Origin of the sequence: Undibacterium sp. 14-3-2 (genome assembly GCF_016595265.1) — a bacterium.
Taxonomy (GTDB): Bacteria; Pseudomonadota; Gammaproteobacteria; order Burkholderiales; family Burkholderiaceae_D; genus Undibacterium; species Undibacterium aquatile.
In genome coordinates this window covers 174814-196445 of the sequence record NZ_JAENGS010000006.1, presented here as the reverse complement: position 1 = coordinate 196445, position 21632 = coordinate 174814, and the positions used below count along the sequence as shown (strand labels likewise).

Genomic DNA, 21632 nt, shown 5'->3' with positions numbered 1-21632 from the left:
TTCGTGACCTTGTTCTGTCGCAGTATGTCGCGGCGGTCTAGTTCGGAATGCCTAGTCGCCTGACCGGAATGCGTATTGACCCGTGTTGATGGAAGTTTAGACTGCTAGCTATTCTCCTTTGCTGGTATTCACCATGAAAAAATCAGACGCAACGCGCTTGTCCGGAAATGGCTTCCGGATCAAAAAACACACCCTCAGATTGCTGCTGGCCGGTCTTTTTTCTACGGGGCTGACAGCGTACGTGCAGGCACAGACCGCGCCGCAGGCACCCACCACTTTATTGGCGAACGCGACGGTGCCGGTGCAGATCGTTGTGATCAGTGGCGCCCGTTACGAGCAATTCGTCGAAGATTTGCCCTTGTCGATGGACATCATTGGTTGGCAGGAAATGGAAAGCGGGCACGTTGCCGATATTCATGATTTAGTTAAAAACTTACCCAATATTTCCGTCAAACGTGCGCCCGCCAGATTTACTGTAACTGGCGTCGGCAATGCAACCGGGCGTGATACAAATGCCGGCTTCAATATCCGTGGGCAGGACGGTAATCGTGTGCAGATGCTGGTTGACGGCGTCCGTCTGCCACGCAGCTACATCAATGGCAGCAATGCATTTGGCAGGGATTCCTTATCGCTGGATCTGATCCGTCAGGTGGAAATTGTGCGCGGCCCGGCATCGGTATTGTATGGTTCTGATGGCTTGGCCGGACTGGTGAATTTCATTACGCTGGAACCAGCCGATTTCCTGCAGCGGCGTGGCGATCAGCAGAAAGATGTTGGCGGTAAAGTATCGCTGTCGTATAACGGTGACGATCATTCGCGGACGCTGTCAGCCAGTCTGGCCGGGCGCATCAACCCTGAGCTGACGTGGTTGGTGAGTGCTGCGGTGAATCATGCCGGTGGTATGCAGAATATGGGCAGCAAAGATGTTGCCAATGTGGATCGCACTACCCCGAATCCGCAGAAGAATGAAGGGCAGTCGGTATTGGTGAAGCTGGTGTATCAGCCTACGGCTGATCAGAAACACACCGTGAGCGCCGAGCATGTGAATAAAGATGCTGACTACGAATTACTATCGAGTCGAGCTAAGCTGCCGTTGACGACAGCCTCTGCGGTCGCTGGTGAAAATGCCACGAGTAATATGACACGCGACCGTCTGAGCTTGCAAAGCCGGTATACGCTCAATAACGCGTATGTCGATCATGTGCAGACGGCTTTCAGTTTTCAGGATGCCAGTTCACGCGAATTCGGTGTCACGCACCGCAATACGCTGGCCGACCGCGTGCGCGATGTCAGCTACAGTGAGCGCAGCGCGCAATTCCATATTCAGGCCGATAAATTATTCAGAATGGCCGCGGGCTGGTCGCAGCGCCTTAGTTACGGCTTCGACTACAGTCGTGCCGATATCAAAAACATGTTTGACGGCGTTGATCCGGGAAATGCGGATTTTGTACCGCGCAAATATTTCCCTGATACCCGTGATTCCAGCCGCGCTGTCTTTGTGCAGGATGAGATATTTGCTGGCAAATGGATCATCACGCCCGGTGTGCGCTTTGATCATTTTGATCTGGATGTGACCAGCCAGGCTGGTTTTGCGCCACCGGCAAAAACGCCTGCCAAATCACTTTCTGGTTCAGCAGTTTCGCCTAAGCTGGGTTTTCTGTACCGTTTGACGCCGGAATGGAGTGCCTTTGGTAACTATGCGAGTGGTTTCCGTGCGCCGAATGCACAACAAATCAATGGCGTGTTCGATAGTGCGACAATCCCTGCAGTGTTATTGTCGAATCCCGATCTGAAACCGGAAAAAAGCCATAACATCGAAATCGGCTTACGTGCAATGCTCGACAGACTGAGCCTTGATATCGCTGTGTTCAGAGGAAAATACGATAACCTCATCGTCGATAAAAAACCGCTGGGCGGTAAAGGTGTGATCGGTGATCCGGCGATTTTCCAGACAGTCAATGTCGATAAAGCGACGATCAGCGGTTTTGAAATTAAAGGCCAGGTGCAGTGGGGGGAAATTGCCGGTGGTAAGCTGACAATGCCATTTGCTTATGGTGTCACGCATGGCAGCGACGATACGACCGGCTTACCGTTGAATGCGATCGATCCGGCGAAAATCAGTATTGGCGTCAGCTATAGCAAACCTGCCTGGGAAGTCCGGCTGCAAGCCTTGCATCAGGATGCAAAAATGGCGGCCGATCTGGAAAGCCCGTATTTACCCAAACCAGCGACTCCGCCAAGGGTGGCGCAGCTGACCATTCCTTCAGCAATGACCTTAGATTTGTCGGGACAATGGCGTTTGCAGAAAAATCTGCGGCTCAATGCGGCAGTACGTAATCTGACAAATAAGAAATACTGGAACTGGTCTGATGTGCAGGGTGTTGCGGCAAATTCAGCCGTGATCGACGCCTACACCCAGCCGGGACGCCATTATGATATGTCTGTTTCCTACGATTTTTAGTCCCGGAGACTGTCAGATTCCGCTAAATAAATTGATGTAAATCGACATAGATCGGCTTTGCTTGCATACAATAGCGATCTTGTATGCAAGACGCACCGAAAGAACATAATGACCACACCAATCGACGATATTGAGCTGTCTGAAGAGCTGATACGAAAATTCGACAAGTCCGGGCCACGTTATACCTCGTATCCGACGGCAGATCGCTTCAATACCGGGTTCACCGAACAAAGTTACATTACTTATCTCGAACAAAGAGCGGGACGAACGAATAATCCGCTTTTGTCCTTGTATCTGCATTTGCCGTTTTGTGAGTCGCTGTGTTATTTCTGTGCGTGCAATAAGATCATTACCAAAGACCACAGCCGCACGACAGAATATTTACGTTATCTCGAAAAAGAAATGGCGATGGTCGCAGCTCGGATCGGCCCTGATCGCCTGACCGCACAGCTGCATCTGGGGGGCGGAACACCGACGTTTTTCAGTTCGGATGAGCTGCGTCAGTTAATGGCGATGATACGTCAGCATTTCACCTTTACCGATGACGCTGAACTGGGCGTGGAAATTGACCCGCGCACAGTGAAACCGGAAACGCTGGCGGTGTTGGCCGAGCTGGGGTTCAACCGCAATAGTTTTGGTGTGCAGGATTTTGACCCGGCTGTACAACAGGCAGTGAACCGGATACAGCCGTTCAGTATGGTCGAAGCCGCAGTCAAGGAAAGCCGCAAAGCGGATTTTCAGTCGGTGAATGCTGATCTGATTTATGGCTTGCCGAAACAGAATATTGAAAGCTTTGGCCGTACGCTCGATAGCCTGATCGCATTAGCACCAGACCGCATTGCGCTGTACAACTATGCGCATTTACCCAGCCGTTTCAAGGCACAGCGCCAGATTATCGAGACTGATCTGCCATCGGCTGAAGAGCGCTTGCAGATTTTCCTGATGTCCACCCGTCGCTTGCTGGATGCCGGTTATATCTACATCGGTCTGGATCACTTTTCCCGCCCTGACGATGAATTGAATAAGGCGCGTCAGGATCAGTCTTTGCACAGGAATTTTCAGGGTTACACAACCCGTGCGGAATGCGATCTGATTGGCTTTGGTGTTTCTGCGATTGGTAAAGTCGGTGATTCGTACAGCCAGTCGGTACGTACGATCAAAGAGTATTATCAGATGCTCGATGAAGGAAAATTGCCGGTAGAGAAGGGAATTGCCTTAGATAAGGATGATTTATTGCGGCGTGATGTCATCATGACTTTAATGTGCAGTATGCCTTTGTCGGTTGCAGACATCAACGCTGCTTACGGTATTGATTTCATGACTTACTTCGCTGAAGAAATTACGCAATTACGTCAATACGAGGACGTTGGCTTTATCACGATTGATGCGGATGCGCTTCGTGTCACACCCAAAGGCCGTTTGTTTGTCCGCGCGGTGGCAATGACGTTCGATAAGTATCTGAAGAAAGTAACGACGGCGACGTATTCTAAGTTGATCTGATTTTTTTTCTGACAAAAAAGCCCGGATGATTCCGGGCTTTTTTATTTTCTTTTTTTCTTGCTTCCGGTGATCGCCGTTATGTCAGGCGTTTGCCTGATGCGCTGAACCTTGCAGTGCGATAGTGACCAATAATGAGGAATCATCAATCGCTGTCAGCGCATGCGATGCAGATGCTGCCAGATACATTAAGTCGCCGGTATGTAAGATTTTGCTGGCATGGTCGGTCTGTATTTCAACCTGACCTTCTATACAAAAAATAGTGATAGTGCCATCGACCTGATGTGCGGCGATGTGTTTTGTTGCCGGTAAATATAAGCGCATGACTTCCAGTTGCGCATCTTTAAATAAGGCTTGCGCAGGGATGTTGCCTGCAGTGTCTGCGGTAGCTGCGTTAATGGCAGGCAGAATATTAATGCTGTCACCGGAGGATAAATGTTTTTGTGCCATTGTCGGTCTCCCAAAAACTGATTGGTGGATGCGCACACGGCGATCAATTACCAGTGTGGCAAAGCTTGTTTCGTCAGTGCGACTGCAACGATATAAGAGAATACTGCTAAGGCGGCGATCCAGGTACGGATTCTGACAGCTTTTGTTTTGCCACGCTTCAGTGCAACGGTTCCTAAACCTATGTACAGTAACAGCGCCAGAACTTTGGCAGTCAGCCAGGCTTCAACGAACGGATATTGTCTGCTCCAGAACACCATCGTCAGTGCACTCGCCAGCAGTAAGCTATCTATCAGATGTGGGGCGATTCTGATCCATTTTTTTTGCAGCATGGCCGAGTCCTGCCACATCCAGATACCGCGCAAAAAAAACAGACTACCGCTCAGGGTCGCACAGGTGATATGAATGTGCCTGACTGTCAGGTAGTCCATTATTTATTCCTTAATCACAGATAAGAAAATCAATCACAATTGCGCCCGGTTCCTGCGACACATAGCTGATTTTGACGCTGGAGCCGAAATGATGCTCTATCTGCGATAGTAAAGGCAAGGGATTATGGTCATTGCAGAAGCGCATGGTTTCTCCACGTTCTAAAGCAGACAGCGCACCGAAGATCGCTGCATGACGAAAGCGCTTGGCAATGCCACGCGCATCAAATGAGTAAATACCTTCAGCAATAACGGGCATAGAGCAATCGTGGGACATTGTAAAACTCCTTAATAGATGATGTTGATACTAGTGATGCTATTGAATAGTGAAGCAGAGGCCGTCAGAAAATATTTCTCGACGGCCTCTGATGTCATTAAGCTTGTTTAGTTTTTTTCGCAGGGATTGAGCTGTTCAGGCTGACGTTCGCTGCCTTTTTCGCTATCAGCAAACGGAAGGCAAACAAGGCCAGACAGACGGTGCCGATCGCGAACACGACGTCGCCAGGTACGCGCAGCCAGACCAGTGTTTCCATCAGGTGCGAGTGTATGACTTCAGGTGAACGGGCAAACCACATCCCTTTCGTGATGCTGGCGACTGCTTGATAAATGCCGGCAGGAACCAATGAGATGAACACCATCATCGCGAGACCGATATTGAGCAGCCAGAACATTGCTTGCAGCAATTTGTCAGACCATGCAGCGCGTGCAGACAAGCCACGCAGGCAGAACAGTAGCAAGCCTATGCCCAACATGCCGTACACACCGAACAAAGCAGCATGTCCATGTGCAGCTGTCATGTTCAGACCTTGCATGTAATACAGCGCAATCGGGGTATTGATGGAGAAACCTAACAAACCCGCACCGACAGTATTCCAGAAACCGACAGCGATGAAGCACAGGATGGACCATTTGTAAGACTGCACCCAAGCTGCTGCTTTCGAGCGTTGATAATTGCGATACGCTTCCACGCCTATCATCGCCAGAGGAACCACTTCCAGTGCTGAGAACATCGCGCCGATCGCAATCACAAAAGTTGGTGTGCCAGTGAAATACAGGTGATGCAAAGTACCCAGAATGCCGCCGAACAGGAAGACGATGGTTTCCAGAATGATGGCGCTGTTTGCTGTCGCTGCATGGATCAGACCCAGGCGAGTGAAGAGCAGGGCGATGACAGCTGTTGCGAACACTTCAAAGAAGCCTTCTACCCACAAATGGACTAACCACCAGCGCCAGTATTCGATCATGGAGTAATGTGTATGCGGACCCCAGGTCAGCGATGTCGCGTAGAAACCGCCGATACACATCGCAGCCAGGAATACCATGGCAATCAGACCGCGGCTTTCAGATGGTTTTTTGAGTGCAGGCAATAATCCACGACCCAATAAAGTCACCCAGAACAGTAAGCCGATAAATAACAGAATTTGCCAGACGCGTCCCATGCTGGTGAATTCCAGACCCTGATTACCGATCCAGAATGCGAATTCATTGCCTTTATGTTGCAGGCTGCCCAGCCATCCCATCGCGGTCGAACCGACAACAATGAACAGCAATGCATAAAACAGGACATTCACGCCGAGTTTCTGGAATTTAGGTTCATAGCCAGAGATTGCAGGGGCGATGTACAGACCGGTTGCCAGCCAGGCAGTGGCGATCCACAACACCGCAAATTGCGTATGTATCGTGCGACTGACCGTGAACGGCAGAATCTCAGCTAATGGGAAACCAAAGAAGCTATGTCCCTCAACGGCATAGTGAGCGGTGATCACACCCATACCTACTTGCGCCAGAATCAGACCAATGACAACAAAAAAGTATTTTTTTGTCGCCAGCATCGAAGGTGTTGGCTTCATGTCGAATAAGGGATCTGTTTTCGGTGGAACAGGATCACTTTCTTCTTTACTTGCAGAATGGTAGAAAATCATTCCGGCAATCGCTGCGATCATCAGAATCACGCTGGCAATAGACCAGATACCGGCACCGGCAGTCGGTGTATTTTCAACCAGTGGTTCATGCGGCCAGTTGCTGGTGTAGCTCAGACCTTCTTCACCAGGACGATCTGCTGCTGCAGCCCATGAGGACCAGAAAAAGAACGCTGGCAAGGCTTGTAAATCAGCCGGATCAGGCAGTGAACCTTTATTCATCGCATACTGTTCGCGCAGTTTTTCCAGAGATGGATCGTTACCAAACAAAGCGACGTAATGTTGCGTGACCAGTTGCACTGCAGCTGCACGTTCAGGGGACAAGGTGATAACACCATTTTTCTGATCGTAGGTATTGCCGCGCATTTCCTCTTTCAGGCGAGCTTTAAGTTCGCCCTGACGCGGTGTGCTTAACTGTTCAAAGGACAGTTTGTTTTCTTTCTGTGCCCAGATTTCCAGTAAGGCGAGAGACTCGCGGTGCAGCCAGTCGGCTGACCAGTCTGGCGCGACATAACTGCCGTGGCCCCACACCGTACCTAATTGCTGACCACCGGCGGCGAGCCATGCTTCCTGCCCTCGCTGGACTTGTCCTTCAGAAAATAAAACCTTGCCTTGAGTGCTGACAACCTGATTGGGGATAGGTGGAGCTGTGAGATAGATTTCTGTACCTACCCAACCGAGAACGGTAAAAGATAAGACGCAGATCACAGCTAGCCAGGTCCAGAGTTTACGCGTGGAGTGCATGGCGTGATTCCTTATTGGTAGAGTTAAAAGAGTGCATTGCTTAAAGAAGTGGGAAAAATAAAACTGATTTACCGCTTCAATAAGATGCATTCTATATGCATGTATAATAAGATGCAAATTAAATATATGTTTTGTGTTTTTATTTTTATCCCTGTGCCTGAACTGCGATCTGAATCTGTTTCTGAATCTGCTTTGTGGGCGAAGGGGATATACTGTGCAGGGAAGATGTCAGTTGCAATGCGGTGACAGCTTCACGCATATTTTCCGGAATACATAAGTCATGAGATTAACTGCTTACACCGATTACACTTTACGCACCCTGATTTATCTGGCGATACATAGAGACCGCCTTGTTACGATTCAGGAGGTTGCTGAGTTGCACTCAATTTCAAAGAATCATCTGACCAAGGTGGTGCACCAACTGGGAATGTCCAATATGGTGGAAACTGTGCGTGGGCGCAATGGCGGACTGAAACTGAATATGGAACCGGCAGAGATCAATATCGGAGAGGTCGTGCGGGCGACGGAAACCGATTTTTTTATGGCTGAATGTTTTGATGGTGCCAGTAATACCTGTGTGTATTCGCTAGGCTGTCATCTCAAAGGAGTTCTGAATCGAGCCACCAGCGCTTATCTTGCGGTACTTGATGATGTCAGTCTGGAAGATTTGATTTCAAAAAAAGAGACGGTAGGGAAAATCCATTTTATGAAGCCGGTGCCCGGGAAAAAAACAAAATAAGTCATTTTAAAAAATAAAAAAAGCCGGTTTAAAACCGGCTTTTTGGTGCTAACAGTATCCTGTTTAATGTGTGCTCAGCACATACTCAGCCAGGGTTTTGATGTCGGCATCGTTGACTTTAGGGCCGTTCGGCGGCATCGGAATTGCTCCCCATACACCGCTGCCACCGTCTTTGATTTTCTTGGACAAGCTGACGGCGGCATCGGCATTTCCTTTGTACTTTTGTGCGATATCTTTAAAAGCCGGGCCGAGGATCTTCTTGTCGACACCATGACATGCCATACAACCATTTTTCTGTGCAAGCTCAGCGCCGGTGGCGGCGTAAGAGCTGGTCGCAGAGAAGGCGAGAGCAGCAATTCCCAGTGCGCTGAGAAGTGATAAGGTGACTTGATGTTTCATCTTGTTTTCCTTAATAAATGTCGTGCTGAGTATTGTTGATGTTGAATTTACCGGTTGGTGTGATCAGTTTCGGATCTTTAATCACGGCTTTCAGTTTGCGTGTTTTATCATCAACGACCACGATTGCTGATTCTTTGTCTTTTGCACTCCAGACCGAGAACCAGACTTCATCGCCAGCTTTGTTGTATTCGGGCTGTACGATACGTTTAGCGCCTTCACCCAGACCAGCCCATTCTGCGATCGGTAAAGTGACATAGCCTTTTTCGAAGTGATCAATATCAAACACGGCGATAGACTGACTTAATTTAGTGTCAGGGTTCAATGGCGTGTCTACCCACAGGTTTCTGGATTTCGGATGGGTTTTGATAAACAGTGAGCCGCCACCCTGACCTTTGATGCTATCGACCACTTTCCATGCCTGTGCTTTATGTTTGACAGGGTCAGTACCGATCATGGAAATCGTTTCGTCACCAAGATGGCTGGTTGCCCATACAGGGCCGAATTTAGGATGTATGAAGTTTGCGCCACGACCTGGATGAGGTGTTTTTCCAACGTTGACGATCGCGGCCATTTTGTCTTCTTTGGTATCGACTACCGCGATCTTATTCGAAGCGTTGGCAGCAACGAGGAAATAACGACCAGTGGAATCCAATCCGCCGTCATGCAGGAATTTGGCTGCGTCCAGCGTGGTGGTTTTCAGGTTGTTGATGTCTTTGTAGTCCACCAGCATGATTTTGCCGGTTTCTTTTGCGCTGACAACGAATTCAGGACGATAGTGGGAAGCGACAATCGACGCAACGCGCGGTTCTGGATGGTACTCGTTGTCAACCGTCATGCCGCGGGTAGAAACAATTTTCAGCGGTTTCAGTGTGTCGCCTTCCATGATCACGAACTGAGGCGGCCAGTAATCACCAGCAATCGCGTATTTGTCTTCGTAACCTTTAAATTTGGAAGTTTCCACCGAGCGGGCTTCCAGACCTACCTTCATTTCAGCGACGGTATCTGGTTTTTCCATCCACAAGTCGATCAGATTGATGCGTGCGTCACGGCCGATTACGAACAGGTAGCGACCCGATGCGGACGTGCGTGAGATGTGCACGGCATAACCAGTTTTCACGATATTAATGATTTTTTTTGTGTCGCCATCAATCAGTGCTACTTCACCGGAATCGCGCAATGTAGTGGAGAAAATATTGGCGATATTGTAGTTGTTCATTTTCTTCGTCGGACGTTTGGCGACGGGAATCACTTCTTTCCAGGTAGCCTCCATGTCCTTTATACTGAACTCAGGAGGAACCGGTGGCTCCTGCTGAATATAGCGTGCCATCAGATCGACTTCTTTATCCGACAGATCGCCGGAAGTGCCCCAGTTAGGCATACCGGCTGGCGAGCCATAATTGATGAAGACTTTCAGGTAATCCGTTCCCTTATCCAGAGTGATATCCGGCGTCAGTGCTTTACCCGTCGCGCCCTTGCGCAGCACACCGTGGCAACCTGCGCAACGTTGGAAATAAATTTGCTTACCCGATTCGAACTCCGCTTTCGTCATTGGTGGTGCTTTGGGGTTGATATTCTGATGCATAGGCTCGCTTGCCAGAGGAGACCCGCCAGCCTGATATTTCAATTCTGCTGCACTGTGGGTTTTATCATCTTGCGCGAATGCGAGGGAGATGCTCAATGGAAGGATCGCCAGTAACGCAAGAACTGGCCGTATCGTGGTGTTGCGACGGGATGATTTCATTTTTATTTCCTTTTATTAAGTGAGGAATACTGATGAAGAATCTGAGCTGAATTGTTGTATCAGAGGCTACGCCACCACCCATCTGAAATCCTTGACCACTGTCAAGAAGCTGCGGAAGCCCATCGGGGTTTGTGTTACATCAAAAGGCAGCAGCTTTATTGCTGATTTTGTGGTGTCTGCACCAGTTGTTTTGCGCGTGAGAACAGAATTTGTGTTATCGATTTTTTTTAGACGAAAAGCTTATTTCAAATGTTGCTGATAATTTTTACCGGAAGATGAATTTTCATGACTCAACCAGACGCAAATAAAAAGCGGCGACTTCACCCCGATATACTCAAGCTTGGTTTAGTGAGTTTTCTTACGGACCTCAGTTCGGAAATGATTTTTTCCGTGTTTGCGATTTTCTTCACCACCGTGGCTGGTGCTTCGAGTGCCCTGCTAGGTTTAATCGAGGGCTTGGCCGATTTCTCCGCGTCCTCGCTGAATTATCTGGCGGGATGGCTATCGGATCGCAGCGGGCGGCGAAAGTGGTTTGCCACCGCTGGCTATGCTTTTTCGACCATCGCGAAACTCATATTGCTGATCTCGACCTCTGTTGTGGGCTTGAGTATTTTCCGTGTGATTGAACGCCTGGGTAAGGGATTTCGCGGGCCGCCCAGAGATGCGTGGCTGTCGTCAATTGCAGTCAGCGAGTCTCGCGGTTATGCGTTTGGCGTACATAAGGCGCTGGATAAGGCTGGTGCAGTACTGGGACCTTTGGCTGCTTATGGCTTACTCTCGTGGCTGGGTGAGTCCCGCAGCACATACGCAACGCTGTTTCTGCTTGCATTTATACCGGCAGTCGTCAGTGTGCTGGTGCTGACCCGTATTCCAGAGCACCAGGGCGTCGCTCATGAACGTGAAAATTTACGGCAAAACTGGCAACAACTGAGCCAGGAATTTAAGCGATTTCTGATTCCGGCAGGCGTATTTGCACTGGCGTATTTCAGTCTCGGTTTTATATTGTTGAAGGCGCATTTGCTAGGCTTCAGCGTGACCAATGCGGTTTTGCTGTATGCCTTATTCAACGCGACTTGCGTATTCGCGGCACCCCTGATTGGCAAGCTTGGCGACAAGGTAGGGCGTGCGCGCATCATCGTGCTTGGCTACGCTGTCTATGCCTTGATTAATTTCTGGTTGATTTTCGCTGCCAGCCAATGGGAGGTCGTGGCGATATTTGCTATCTATGGTCTTTTTTACGCAATAGACGAATCGCAGAGCAAGGCCTTCATCGCCGATCTTGAGCCTGAGCGCAGGGCAACAGCAGTCGGTTTGTATAATTTCGTCACCGGCGTGTTGTATCTGCCGGCCTCGTTGGTCGCAGGAGCTTTATGGATTATCGCGCCAGAGATGGTTTTCATTCTTGCTGTAGTGCTTTCCTTGCTTGCTATTGTCGTTTTTGTGACGCTGCGTCCGCGTGGCAGCGTTGAAGGTTCGCTGCACGGTTAATAAAATATACTTGTGGGCTTTTCCCTTAAATCGGGTCAGAAGTTCAATCTGTTTTTGTAAAAATACCGTCAGTATTTTTCATTCGTCCTACACTGAAACCGTTGTCGGTATTTATCAGGAAAGTGAACTGATCATGGTGATTTCAACGGATGCGATTGCTGCTGTAACCCCCGTCAGACTTCCTGCCTTGTCGGCAGTCAGTTCTGTATCTGCTGCAACGGTGGCCGCAGGCACAGTCAGTAGCACGGCAAGTGTGGTCGATGTTTCTTCGCTGAGTCAGACCCTGGCTGTGACAATCGCTTTACTTGGGCGGCAAATGAAAGCGATTGCGACAAGTGGCAGCGCTGCTCCAATCGGCGACGCTGCAACGAATTTTGCTACAACGGCATCTTTGGCGAATTTGTTCGTCAAGGCATTCAATACCTTTCAAAGCGGTAACGTCAACAGTATTCAGAATCCTCTGACATCTTTTCTGGATAGCAGTCTGCTGGACGCAATGGGCGGCGTGCTGGCTGATAGTGGCAACAATTTACTGGAAAGCCTGTCGAAGATAGGCATTACGCTTGACACATCCCTTAGCGCAGATAACACTCAGTTCAGTCTGGATACTGTCGTTTTGCAAAAGGCATACGCCAGTGCACCGCTTGCCACAGCGACCCTGCTGACCCAGGCTTTACAGGCATTGGCACAGATAGAAACCACGCTGATTGCGCAGAACCAAAGTCTGACAAGTGCAGAGACCAACAACGCTGTCGTGGATAATTCCGTTAGCAGCACTTCGTTTGCAAATGCGTCAGCAACGGCGGCTGGTGTGGTCACTTCTGTTGCGGAACCCGTTGCCTCTAATCATTTGCTCGTACAGGAAACAGTGGCCGCCAAGACGGCTGATATAACTGTAGGGCAGTCGAGTGAAGTGGGGAAAAACGGCGCGACCAGCATTTCGGCAGATAAGCAAATGTCTGTACCATCAGAGGCTGTCAATATCCCGCCTTCTGCATTGAATACGACTGCATTTAATGTTACAAGCAGCGCTGCTGCTACGCAGGCGAGTGCTGCGCTTGGTAATCCAACTGTTGATTTGTCTGCGACGAATTCAGTGCATGCCTCCGATAATGCATCCACGATAGCAGCGCAAGCGCAGACTTTATTATCGGATGATGTTCTGGGGGCTTTGCTTGTGAGCGATACCAATTTTATCCAAACCGGGCTGGCGGATATTGCAGAAATTGGTAGCTATGGTGTGACAGCAAATTCTTTATCGTCAGCGTCAGTTGATAATGTACTGAACACAGTGAGCTCTTCGCAAGAGCTTGCAGGTGCTGTTTCAGATCGGATCAATGCAGGAGCTGTCAATACTACCGCCAGTAGCGAAGCGGTGATTGCCAATCCGGCATTAGTGAAAGTGTCTGATGTGACAGGTTCGACCTATGGTCTGAATAATGTCAGTGTTGAAAATACTCTGATCAATAATGCAAATGCGGCAGCATCTGAATTTGCCGCGTCCACAGGATTGAGCGGAACCGCAACGGCCACAGCAGCCACGACGGCTGTAACGGTGGACGCAATAAACAATGCAAGTGGCGTTGCCGCGACATTATTACCTTTACCCGGTGGCGTGAATCCCGCGATCTCGGCGGCCGTCGCTGCGTATAAGATGGGTGACGCAATTGAACATCAGCGATCCGGCGATGATCAGGGTGAAACGGATGAAATTGTTTTTGATAATGAAATTCCACCTGTGGCTATGGATTTAAAGCAGCATGCCAGTCAGCAAGGTGCTAATGAAGCTGCGGGAAATAAAAAACACGCACAAGCAAAAAATGTGGAAAATCCTGCGGATGTATCTATGAATCTTCAGACTGCTGGCAATATTGACGTCAACGTCTGATTTATCCGGAGTTAGGCTGCGCGGCTACTTGCGTTAAAAATAGGTGGTAAATGTAAAAAAGCTCTGCAGCAAGCGATTTCTTATCTTGCTGCAGAGCTTCGTTTTTATGTTGGATAGGTGCTAGTCTTTGATTTCCAGCGCCCGGTTCAGGCTTAATGCCGCGATTGAGCACGCTGCGCCTGAGAGCAGATAGAGACTGACATAGGCGAGGCCGAAATGGGCCGACAGCCCTAGTGCGACCAGCGGCGCGAAACCGGCACCGACCAGCCAGGAAAGATCGGACGTCAAGGCTGCGCCGGTATAACGGTATTTCGCTGAGAAATTGGCAGTCACAGCCCCTGCGGCCTGACCGTAAGATAAGCCCAGTAAGGCAAACCCCACCAGAATAAATGTATTCTGAGCAGATTCCCCGCCGCCAAGCAAACTTGGTACAAATACGCTCAGAATCGCAATGAATAGCGCGAATGTCCCTAGCGTATTGCGGCGACCGTAGCGATCAGCGATCAGGCCGGACACGATCACGCCTATGGTCATTAACGCTGCGCCGGTCACTTGTATGTAAAGCACCTCCGTCAGCGAGCGCGTGGAGTACAGCGTCAGCCATGAAAGGGGAAATACGGTGACCAGATGGAACAATGCATAGCTGGCCAATGCGGCCAATGCGCCTATCAGCACGTTTCTTCCTTGCGAGCCGCTCATCTCAACAATCTTGGTTGGTTCCAGTTCACGCTCATCCAGCAGACGGGCATATTCATTGGTAGAAACAAGTCGCAGACGGGCAAATAAGGCAACAACATTAATCGCGAAGGCGACATAGAAGGGGTAGCGCCAGCCCCAGTCCAGAAAATCTTCCGGAGACAGGTTGGCGAGTAAGTAAGCAAACAGACTGCCCGCGATCATGAAGCCGACCGGGGCACCCAGTTGCCCTAGCATGGCATACCAGCCACGCTTATTTTGTGGCGCATTCAATGCCAGTAAAGATGGCAGTCCGTCCCACGAGCCGCCCATCGCGAGCCCCTGACCGATACGCAGCGCGGCAAGAATGATGATCGACGTGTAGCCGAGATGTGAAAACGTAGGCAGAAATGCGATACCAGCGGTAGAGATGCCAAGCAGAACTAGCGCAATCGTGAGTTTTGCTTCCCGCCCAAGATGGCGTTGAATTGCCATAAACGCCACTGTGCCTATCGGCCTCGCGATGAAGGCAAAAGAAAAAATGACAAATGAATAAAGTGTGGCTTCCAGTCTTTGTTCGAATGGAAAGAAAACTGCAGGAAACACTAATACTGATGCAATGGCGTAGACAAAAAAATCAAAATATTCAGAAGCGCGACCGATGACGACACCAATGGCGATTTCTCCGGGGGAAATTGAGGTATGGTCAGCGTGACTGTTTCTGGGAGCTGGGAGGAGGTTAGGACGTACAGGAATACTGGTGAGTTGCTCACCATTGTGGCTGATACTTGGCATAGTCGTCTCTCGTAGTAGTGTTTTTATCGACGGACGCCTGAAGCCCTGCCCGATATAGCTATGGCAGGGTGGGACAAAACGTCCAATCGCTAATGCTAGTCAGTCCGTGTACATTACCACGATTTATCCTTTACCTTGGACTTTCCTGCATGATTTCCCTACTAGCTCGGCGCGGACTAATACTCCTATGCGTTGCACTGTTGGCTGGATGTGACACTATTGTGTTAAATCCTTCAGGCGATATCGCCGCTCAGCAGAGCAAGCTGATTGTCATTTCTACTCTCCTGATGTTAATCATCATTATTCCTGTCATTTTCCTGACCTTGTTTTTTGCGTGGCGCTACAGACAGAGTAATACCAGTGCAAAGTACGATCCTGAGTGGGATCATTCAACCAAACTCGAATTAATTATCTGGGGAGCCCCTCTGTTAATTATCATCGTTTTGGGAATGTTGACATGGATTTCTACCCATACTCTTGATCCATATCGAAAGTTGTCACGATTAGATGAAAATCGTCCGCTTTCTGCCAACGTCAGACCGCTGGTCGTGGAAGTCGTTGCTCTGGACTGGAAATGGTTATTCATTTATCCAGAACAAGGTGTGGCAACGGTGAATGAATTGATCGCTCCCGTTGATGTGCCGGTTCATTTCAGAATCACTGCATCCACTGTCATGAATTCGTTTTATGTTCCAGCGCTGGCTGGTCAGATCTATGCGATGCCAGGTATGGAAACGCAATTGAATGCCGTGATCAACAAGGCAGGTACATATGATGGCTTTTCTGCTAACTATAGCGGTGCTGGCTTTTCTGACATGCGCTTCAAATTCCATGGGATGACGCAGGAAAATTTCAATCAGTGGGTACAGACCACTAAGGCTGAAAAACTGAATCTGAATCGTGCTGCTTATCTTGAGGTTGAAAAACCAAGTATCAAAGATCCTGTGCGTCGTTATGGTTCCGTCGACGCAGATCTGTTTCATGCCATTCTCAATCGCTGTGTAGGGGCTGATCAGATTTGCATGGATAAATTGATGTCTATGGATGTGAATGTGAAGCCAGTATCAAAAGCGAACGAAAAAGTTGTTTCTATGCTCGCTCAGAATCAGCAGGCTGCACGCGGGTCGGATGCTGAAGTGTGTACCACGCCACCAGTTACTATTGGAAAATAAAGATGTTAGACCAAATTGATTTGACTAAGCTGATATTCGGCCGTCTCAGCTGGGAAGCGATTCCTTTGCATGAGCCGATTCTTCTTGCTACCTTCGCTGGTGTCGCTTTCGGTGGCCTGGCATTGCTGGGCGCATTGACTTACTTCCGCGTCTGGGGAACCTTGTGGCGTGAATGGCTGACAAGTATTGATCACAAGCGTATCGGTATCATGTATATGATCCTCGGTCTGGTCATGCTGTTACGTGGCTTTGCCGACGCCTTGATGATGCGTGCTCAGCAGGCGATGGCATTCGGTGACTCGGCCGGTTTTTTGCCACCGCACCACTATGATCAGGTGTTCACCGCGCATGGCGTGATCATGATTTTCTTCGTGGCGATGCCTTTCGTTACTGGGTTGATGAACTATGTTGTGCCACTGCAAATCGGTGCCCGTGACGTTGCTTTTCCTTTCCTGAATAACTTCAGCTTCTGGATGACAACTTTCGGCGCGTTGCTGGTGATGGCATCCTTATTCGTTGGCGAGTTTGCGCGTACTGGCTGGCTTGCATATCCGCCGCTGTCGGGTATTTTAGGCAGCCCGGATGTCGGGGTGGATTACTACATCTGGTCGTTACAGATCGCCGGTGTCGGTACCTTGCTCTCCGGTGTGAACCTGATTGTGACTATCGTCAAGATGCGTGCACCTGGCATGACGATGATGAAAATGCCTGTGTTCACCTGGACTGCGTTGTGCACTAACGTGCTGATCGTTGCTGCTTTCCCGGTGTTGACTGCGGTGTTGGCAATGTTGTCGCTGGATCGTGTTTTCGGTACCAACTTCTTCACGAACGACATGGGCGGCAATTCCATGATGTACGTGAATCTGATCTGGATCTGGGGTCATCCTGAGGTTTACATCCTGATTCTGCCTTGCTTCGGTGTGTATTCCGAAATCGTCTCAACTTTCTGTTCCAAGCGTTTGTTTGGTTACACATCGATGGTGTACGCAACGGTCGTGATCACGATCTTGTCTTATCTGGTCTGGTTGCATCACTTTTTCACGATGGGTTCCGGTGCGAGTGTCAACTCGTTCTTCGGTATCACCACGATGATTATCTCGATTCCAACCGGTGCGAAGATGTTTAACTGGTTGTTTACGATGTATCGCGGACGTATCCGTTTTGAAGTTCCGATGTTATGGACCATGGGTTTCATGGTGACATTTGTGATCGGTGGTATGACGGGGGTATTGCTGGCAGTTCCACCAGCTGACTTTGTTTTGCACAACAGTCTGTTCCTGATTGCTCACTTCCATAATGTGATTATCGGTGGCGTCGTGTTCGGCGTGTTTGCGGCGATTAACTACTGGTTCCCTAAAGCATTCGGCTATAAGCTCGACAGCTTCTGGGGTAAATGCTCATTCTGGTTCTGGACTATCGGTTTCTACTTCGCGTTCATGCCATTGTATGTATTAGGTCTGATGGGTGTGACACGTCGCCTGAGCCATTTTGAAGATCCGTCGTTACAGATCTGGTTCCAGATCGCTGCCGCTGGTGCGGTTCTGATTGCGATCGGTATCGCCTGTTTCGTTATTCAACTGGTGGTCAGTTATCTGCGTCGTGCGCAATTGCGTGACGTGACCGGTGATCCATGGGGTGGCCGTACTCTGGAGTGGGCAACATCGTCTCCGCCACCTGCATACAATTTCGCATTCACACCTCGCATCCATGACAACGATGCCTGGGTTGATATGAAAGCGAATAACTATGTTCGCCCGACTTCCGGATTCCTGGCTATTCACATGCCGAAAAATACGGCGGCTGGCATCATCATCGCTGGTCTCAGCGCGGCTTGTGGCTTTGCGCTGATCTGGCAAATGTGGCTGCTGGCAGGTCTGGGTTTTATCGTCATGATGGCCGCCATCATCATCCATACTTTTAATTACAACCGCGATTACTACATTCCTGCGGACGAAGTTGTCCGTACCGAAAATGAACGCACACGTTTGTTAGCTAGCCATGTCTGATAAATCTATTTCTACTCATGATGCGATGAGCCAGGCTTCTGGTTCGCGCTATTTCGTTCTCGAACATCATCCGGAAAACGGCACACTGCTTGGCTTCTGGCTGTATCTGATGAGCGATTGCCTGATTTTTGCGTGTTTGTTTGCCGCGTATGCCGTACTTGGTCGTAACTACGCAGGCGGCCCGACCGGTGCCGAATTGTTTGATCTGTCCTTGGTGGCAATTAACACGTCTTTACTGTTGCTGTCATCGATTACCTATGGTTTTGCGATGCTGGAAGCGCAGAAAAAACGTCTGAACAACACGCTGATCTGGCTGGTGGTCACTGGCTTGCTGGGTGCTTGTTTTATCGGCCTGGAATTATATGAGTTCATCCATCTGATTCATGAAGGTGCGGGTCCTCAACGCAGTGGCTTTTTGACTTCGTTTTTTGCTCTGGTGGCAACGCACGGTCTGCACGTAACTTTTGGTATCGTCTGGCTGGTCACTTTGCTGTTCCAATTAAAACGTCATGGTTTGACGACTGAAAACAATCGTCGCCTGATGTGCCTGTCCATGTTCTGGCATTTCCTGGATGTGATCTGGATCGGTGTATTTACCTTTGTCTACCTGATGGGAGTTTTGCCATGAGTGCACATCACGAACATACAACACATGATGCGGACCACGGTCATCATGGACATCACGCTCATGACGATCACGCAGATCATGGCAGCATGAAAACCTATGTCATCGGTTTTGTGCTGGCAGTCATTCTGACTGTCATTCCATTCTGGCTGGTAATGGGCAAAGTCTTTAGCAATTCCGGCACGACAGGTTTTGTCTTGCTGGCACTGGCTGCGGTGCAGGTGGTGGTGCACATGGTGTATTTCCTGCACATGAATGCACGTTCGGAAGGTGGCTGGAACATGCTGGCATTGGTGTTTACCGGTATGGTGGTGGTGATTCTGATGAGCGGCTCACTGTGGGTCATGTATCATCTGAATAACAATATGATGCCAGGCATGCAGCATGAAACAACACCTGAATCACTGAAACATACTGAAAATCCAAATGAAATGCACAACATGCGCAATATGCCATGAGTGATCTGAATGCCGGGGCGCAGCCCCCGGTTGCAGCAACAGACATCCCCCGTTCATTATTCGTAAGACGTGCTCTTGCGATGTGCGCGGGGGTATTTTTTTTGTGCTTTGCTTTTCTCGGTACATGGCAGATCTATCGCTTGCAATGGAAACTCGATCTGATCGCCCGCGTGGAGCAACGTGTGCATGCAACGGCAATAGCCGCTCCTGATCAACAGCTTTGGTCGGGAGTGAATGCCGCGAACGACGAATACAAGCATGTGCAGGTCAGTGGGCTGTTATTGTCTGAGCAGACCAGTTATGTGCAGGCATCCACCGTACTCGGTAGCGGCTACTGGGTGCTGACGCCGTTGCGTCAGACATATGGTAGTGTTGTGCTGCTGAATCGGGGATTTGTTCCCGCAATGAATAAAACGAAAGCCACAACACATCAGGAGCAGCGGCAGACCGTGAGTATCACAGGATTATTGCGTATGAGTGAGCCCGACGGCGGATTCTTACGTAAAAACGATGCGGCGGCTGACCGCTGGTATTCGCGTGACGTTGTTGCTATCGGTAAAAAACATAACTTGTCGCCGATTGCTCCTTATTTTATTGATGCTGATGCTACCGACAGTCAGCCGGATGCAGGCTACAAATCCCTGATGGCAAGCGAACATCAGGCACCGGTTGCCGGTTTAACCGTTATCTCATTTCATAACAATCACTTGGTCTATGCACTTACTTGGTATGCTCTCGCTTTGATGGTAGCGGGCGGATATTATCTGGTTGTTCGCGAAGACCGCCGGCGTCTGAATAAGATGCAGCATCATAGTGAAAATGGGAGACATCAGGATGTTCGGCAAGACTGAAAATCACCGGGATATCGTAGCCAGCATCGCCGAAGAATACGAGAGTTCGGCTGGCCACAAAAATATGTTGCAACTGATTCATCTGCGGTGGCTGGCCGTGTTTGGTCAGATTGCGACGATCGCGCTGGTTGTCGGCGGATTCGGCATACGTTTGCCGGTATTGTCGATGGCGTTTGTGCTGGCGGTGTTAATTGCTTTCAATATCGCCAGTCATCTGCGCTGGCACGAGGAAACGAAAGTATCCAACCGGGCATTATTTTTTGCACTGCTGGTCGATGTCGCTATTCTGACGGCGCAGCTGTATCTGAGCGGTGGTACCTCCAATCCCTTCATTTTTTTATATCTGTTGCAGGTTATACTCAGCGCCGTTTTGCTGGAAGTATGGTCAACCTGGCTGATCGTGGCGATCAGTGGTCTTTGCCTGCTCGGTTTATCGAAATTTTCTCATCCTTTACTTTTGCCCTCAGATAACAATGGTGGCATGCCAGAGCTATATATCGATGGCATGATCATTTGTTTTTTATTGAACGCTGGCTTGCTGGTGTTTTTTCTGACGCGCATCAGCGGCAATTTAAAAGTGCGTGATGTCCAGTTGGCAGATGCCCGCCAGAGATCCACCGAAGAAGAACACATAGTGAAAATGGGCTTGCTGGCATCTGGCGCGGCGCATGAACTGGGTACACCTTTAGCAACGATGTCCGTCATTCTGGGCGACTGGAGGAGGATGCCGGAATTCAGCAATAATCCTGATTTAATCGAAGACCTGAGTGAAATGCAAAGGCAGTTGCAACGCTGTAAAACGACACTCAGCAGTATTTTATTGTCCGCCGGAGAAGCGCGTGGCGAATCTTCTGTCAAAACGACGATCAATACCTTTCTCAAACAACTGGTTGAAGACTTCCGGGCGACGCGTCCGGTACAGACATTCATCTTTGAAAATCAGATACAGCAGGATGTTCCTGTCGTGTTTGATTCTGCTCTCAAGCAGATGATATGCAATGTGTTAGATAATGCGCTTGAAGCTTCACCAACATGGCTTGCTCTGACTGTATCAAGAGACGCGGACCTACTGGTCATAGTCGTGAGCGATACCGGGCCGGGTTTTTTACCATCGATACTGGAAAATCTGGGGCAGCCTTATCAATCGACCAAAGGGCGTCCGGGCAGTGGTCTGGGTATTTACTTTGTGGTGAATGTTGTTCGTAAATTAGGCGGCTCTGTGATTGCCCATAACCGGCAGGATGGTGGTGCCGTTGTCAAAATAGAGCTGCCACTGTCAGCGTTAATGCTATAAAAAAG

The 21632-nt window shown here is 49.5% G+C and carries 18 protein-coding genes; 11 read left to right on the top strand and 7 right to left on the bottom strand.

The genetic code is table 11. The annotated features are described in order from the left end of the window. Positions 1 to 133 precede the first annotated feature (133 nt). Positions 134 to 2461 carry a TonB-dependent hemoglobin/transferrin/lactoferrin family receptor gene (locus tag Undi14_RS14505; RefSeq protein WP_200181105.1) on the top strand — a complete coding sequence of 776 codons (2328 nt, stop codon included), beginning with the start codon at positions 134 to 136 and terminating at the stop codon, positions 2459 to 2461. Between the two features lie 108 nt (positions 2462 to 2569). Beyond that, entirely contained in the window at positions 2570 to 3961 is a 1392-nt protein-coding gene (gene hemN / locus Undi14_RS14500; protein WP_200181102.1) for an oxygen-independent coproporphyrinogen III oxidase, read from the top strand. An 81-nt stretch (positions 3962 to 4042) separates the two neighbouring features. Here the strand turns inward: hemN and Undi14_RS14495 are convergent, their stop codons facing one another. The 4 genes from Undi14_RS14495 to Undi14_RS14480 form a co-directional block, all read right to left on the bottom strand. Further along, complete coding sequence (locus Undi14_RS14495; RefSeq protein ID WP_200181100.1) at positions 4043 to 4408, bottom strand: hypothetical protein; 366 nt, start codon at positions 4406 to 4408, stop codon at positions 4043 to 4045. A 47-nt stretch (positions 4409 to 4455) separates the two neighbouring features. Next, positions 4456 to 4836, bottom strand: coding sequence for a SirB2 family protein (locus tag Undi14_RS14490; protein ID WP_200181098.1), 381 nt, complete (start codon positions 4834 to 4836; stop codon positions 4456 to 4458). Between the two features lie 10 nt (positions 4837 to 4846). Beyond that, the gene (locus Undi14_RS14485) at positions 4847 to 5110 is read right to left on the bottom strand and encodes a DUF2249 domain-containing protein (RefSeq protein WP_186885738.1); all 264 of its coding nucleotides are present in this window, start codon (positions 5108 to 5110) and stop codon (positions 4847 to 4849) included. A gap of 97 nt (positions 5111 to 5207) precedes the next feature. Further along, the gene (locus Undi14_RS14480) at positions 5208 to 7496 is read right to left on the bottom strand and encodes a nitric-oxide reductase large subunit (protein ID WP_200181096.1); all 2289 of its coding nucleotides are present in this window, start codon (positions 7494 to 7496) and stop codon (positions 5208 to 5210) included. A 280-nt stretch (positions 7497 to 7776) separates the two neighbouring features. Between Undi14_RS14480 and Undi14_RS14475 the strand changes: the two genes are divergently transcribed. Next, positions 7777 to 8235: an Rrf2 family transcriptional regulator gene (locus Undi14_RS14475; protein ID WP_186885740.1), complete on the top strand. Its 459-nt coding sequence runs from the start codon at positions 7777 to 7779 to the stop codon at positions 8233 to 8235. A gap of 63 nt (positions 8236 to 8298) precedes the next feature. Here Undi14_RS14475 and Undi14_RS14470 read toward each other — a convergent pair whose 3' ends face one another. Together Undi14_RS14470 and Undi14_RS14465 are read right to left on the bottom strand one after the other, a co-directional pair. Further along, positions 8299 to 8634, bottom strand: coding sequence for a c-type cytochrome (locus tag Undi14_RS14470; protein WP_200181094.1), 336 nt, complete (start codon positions 8632 to 8634; stop codon positions 8299 to 8301). A gap of 10 nt (positions 8635 to 8644) precedes the next feature. Continuing rightward, positions 8645 to 10216: a cytochrome D1 domain-containing protein gene (locus Undi14_RS14465; protein WP_370527205.1), complete on the bottom strand. Its 1572-nt coding sequence runs from the start codon at positions 10214 to 10216 to the stop codon at positions 8645 to 8647. A 444-nt stretch (positions 10217 to 10660) separates the two neighbouring features. On the opposite strand from Undi14_RS14465, the gene Undi14_RS14460 reads away from it, so the two are divergent. Both Undi14_RS14460 and Undi14_RS14455 read left to right on the top strand, forming a co-directional pair. Beyond that, entirely contained in the window at positions 10661 to 11863 is a 1203-nt protein-coding gene (locus tag Undi14_RS14460; RefSeq protein WP_200181092.1) for an MFS transporter, read from the top strand. 133 nt (positions 11864 to 11996) lie between these two features. Further along, the gene (locus Undi14_RS14455) at positions 11997 to 13751 is read left to right on the top strand and encodes a hypothetical protein (protein ID WP_200181089.1); all 1755 of its coding nucleotides are present in this window, start codon (positions 11997 to 11999) and stop codon (positions 13749 to 13751) included. Between the two features lie 120 nt (positions 13752 to 13871). Here the strand turns inward: Undi14_RS14455 and Undi14_RS14450 are convergent, their stop codons facing one another. Then, positions 13872 to 15221, bottom strand: a complete 1350-nt coding sequence (locus tag Undi14_RS14450; RefSeq protein WP_200181088.1) for an MFS transporter — start codon at positions 15219 to 15221, stop codon at positions 13872 to 13874. A 149-nt stretch (positions 15222 to 15370) separates the two neighbouring features. On the opposite strand from Undi14_RS14450, the gene cyoA reads away from it, so the two are divergent. The 6 genes from cyoA to Undi14_RS14420 are packed head-to-tail and all read left to right on the top strand — an operon-like array spanning position 15371 to position 21627. Continuing rightward, positions 15371 to 16393, top strand: coding sequence for a ubiquinol oxidase subunit II (gene cyoA / locus Undi14_RS14445; protein WP_200181087.1), 1023 nt, complete (start codon positions 15371 to 15373; stop codon positions 16391 to 16393). A 2-nt stretch (positions 16394 to 16395) separates the two neighbouring features. Beyond that, on the top strand, positions 16396 to 18399 hold the full coding sequence (gene cyoB / locus Undi14_RS14440) for a cytochrome o ubiquinol oxidase subunit I (RefSeq protein ID WP_200181086.1): 2004 nt from the start codon (positions 16396 to 16398) through the stop codon (positions 18397 to 18399). Next, on the top strand, positions 18392 to 19027 hold the full coding sequence (gene cyoC / locus Undi14_RS14435; RefSeq protein WP_190480794.1) for a cytochrome o ubiquinol oxidase subunit III: 636 nt from the start codon (positions 18392 to 18394) through the stop codon (positions 19025 to 19027). The genes cyoB and cyoC overlap by 8 nt, the downstream gene beginning before the upstream one ends. Further along, positions 19024 to 19482, top strand: coding sequence for a cytochrome o ubiquinol oxidase subunit IV (gene cyoD, locus Undi14_RS14430; protein ID WP_190480793.1), 459 nt, complete (start codon positions 19024 to 19026; stop codon positions 19480 to 19482). The genes cyoC and cyoD overlap by 4 nt, the downstream gene beginning before the upstream one ends. Further along, complete coding sequence (locus Undi14_RS14425; RefSeq protein WP_200181085.1) at positions 19479 to 20333, top strand: SURF1 family protein; 855 nt, start codon at positions 19479 to 19481, stop codon at positions 20331 to 20333. The genes cyoD and Undi14_RS14425 overlap by 4 nt, the downstream gene beginning before the upstream one ends. Beyond that, positions 20317 to 21627, top strand: coding sequence for an ATP-binding protein (locus Undi14_RS14420; protein WP_200181083.1), 1311 nt, complete (start codon positions 20317 to 20319; stop codon positions 21625 to 21627). Before Undi14_RS14425 ends, Undi14_RS14420 begins: the two co-directional genes overlap by 17 nt. The last annotated feature ends 5 nt before the right edge of the window (positions 21628 to 21632 follow it).

Bases quoted from the DNA above. Each gene is read 5' to 3' on its own strand.
- Undi14_RS14475 (WP_186885740.1), top strand. From the start codon at position 7,777: ATGAGATTAACTGCTTACACCGATTACACTTTACGCACCCTGATTTAT.
- Undi14_RS14460 (WP_200181092.1), top strand. From the start codon at position 10,661: ATGACTCAACCAGACGCAAATAAAAAGCGGCGACTTCACCCCGATATA.
- Undi14_RS14470 (WP_200181094.1), bottom strand. From the start codon at position 8,634: ATGAAACATCAAGTCACCTTATCACTTCTCAGCGCACTGGGAATTGCT.
- Undi14_RS14485 (WP_186885738.1), bottom strand. From the start codon at position 5,110: ATGTCCCACGATTGCTCTATGCCCGTTATTGCTGAAGGTATTTACTCA.
- Undi14_RS14420 (WP_200181083.1), top strand. From the start codon at position 20,317: ATGTTCGGCAAGACTGAAAATCACCGGGATATCGTAGCCAGCATCGCC.
- cyoA (WP_200181087.1), top strand. From the start codon at position 15,371: ATGATTTCCCTACTAGCTCGGCGCGGACTAATACTCCTATGCGTTGCA.
- Undi14_RS14450 (WP_200181088.1), bottom strand. From the start codon at position 15,221: ATGCCAAGTATCAGCCACAATGGTGAGCAACTCACCAGTATTCCTGTA.
- cyoB (WP_200181086.1), top strand. From the start codon at position 16,396: ATGTTAGACCAAATTGATTTGACTAAGCTGATATTCGGCCGTCTCAGC.
- Undi14_RS14490 (WP_200181098.1), bottom strand. From the start codon at position 4,836: ATGGACTACCTGACAGTCAGGCACATTCATATCACCTGTGCGACCCTG.
- hemN (WP_200181102.1), top strand. From the start codon at position 2,570: ATGACCACACCAATCGACGATATTGAGCTGTCTGAAGAGCTGATACGA.
- Undi14_RS14480 (WP_200181096.1), bottom strand. From the start codon at position 7,496: ATGCACTCCACGCGTAAACTCTGGACCTGGCTAGCTGTGATCTGCGTC.
- Undi14_RS14455 (WP_200181089.1), top strand. From the start codon at position 11,997: ATGGTGATTTCAACGGATGCGATTGCTGCTGTAACCCCCGTCAGACTT.
- cyoC (WP_190480794.1), top strand. From the start codon at position 18,392: ATGTCTGATAAATCTATTTCTACTCATGATGCGATGAGCCAGGCTTCT.
- Undi14_RS14465 (WP_370527205.1), bottom strand. From the start codon at position 10,216: ATGCATCAGAATATCAACCCCAAAGCACCACCAATGACGAAAGCGGAG.
- Undi14_RS14425 (WP_200181085.1), top strand. From the start codon at position 19,479: ATGAGTGATCTGAATGCCGGGGCGCAGCCCCCGGTTGCAGCAACAGAC.
- Undi14_RS14495 (WP_200181100.1), bottom strand. From the start codon at position 4,408: ATGGCACAAAAACATTTATCCTCCGGTGACAGCATTAATATTCTGCCT.
- cyoD (WP_190480793.1), top strand. From the start codon at position 19,024: ATGAGTGCACATCACGAACATACAACACATGATGCGGACCACGGTCAT.
- Undi14_RS14505 (WP_200181105.1), top strand. From the start codon at position 134: ATGAAAAAATCAGACGCAACGCGCTTGTCCGGAAATGGCTTCCGGATC.